Consider the following 718-nt stretch of genomic DNA (forward strand, 5'->3'; position numbering starts at 1 on the left):
GCCTCCGCCGCTGTCGATGCTCCGTCCACCCTGAGCACTACTTTCATTCCCTCACGGTCCAGCACTTCCACGCCTACAGTGGTTCCCGCCGAAGGCAGTGTTCGGACCGTTAATTGCCTGCTGGTCCGTAGTGCTGCTCGAGGAGTCGTGCGATCAACTCGGTCGTCTTGCGGTACGCTCGGCCGCCGTCGGGCGTTCTGACCGCGTAGGCGTACGTGTTGCTGTCAGGAATATACCAGCGGTCCGGGTAAGCTCGCATCGGCTCCGGAAGTGACTCGCCGTCGTCCGGGAGCCCGTCCGCCGTCTCGTCGGACGCCGTCGTCGAGGCGAGTCGATTCTCTTCGGTCGTCTCGCCGTCGGCGCTCGAAATCAGGGCGCTCGGCGTCGGCTTGCCCTCGACCGGTTCGACCAGCAGCTCCGGCTCGACTGGCGGCACTTCGATCACGTCCTCGGAGTCGGCTTCGCCGTTCAGCGTCTCGAGGGTCTTGCGCATGAGTATTTCTGGGTGTTGCGCTCTGGTTCGTCCTCCGTCGGCCGGCGCTGAACGTAACTCCCGCCGAGTTGCATCTCCCAGCACATCCGGTTGTCCACGAGCACGACCTCCACCAGATTGTACCGCAACTGCCGGCGGATCTCGGGGTCCTCGATGGGCGCGACTGCCTCGACGCGGTTGTCGAGGTTCCGGGCCATCCAGTCGGCCGACCCCGTGTAGTATTCG

General features: G+C 64.8%; 1 protein-coding gene and 1 pseudogene. Both read right to left on the reverse strand.

Going from position 1 to position 718, the window contains the following annotated elements:
- Nucleotides 1–109: 109 nt before the first annotated feature.
- The gene (locus DVK07_RS20210) at nucleotides 110–493 is read right to left on the reverse strand and encodes a hypothetical protein (RefSeq protein WP_121598567.1); all 384 of its coding nucleotides are present in this window, start codon (nucleotides 491–493) and stop codon (nucleotides 110–112) included.
- Nucleotides 469–718 (reverse strand): annotated as a pseudogene (locus DVK07_RS20215) (polyphosphate kinase 1); the annotation flags it as partial. The gene DVK07_RS20210 and the pseudogene DVK07_RS20215, both read right to left, overlap by 25 nt.

Source organism: Halorubrum sp. Atlit-26R, assembly GCF_003666015.1.
Lineage (GTDB): Archaea > Halobacteriota > Halobacteria > Halobacteriales > Haloferacaceae > Halorubrum.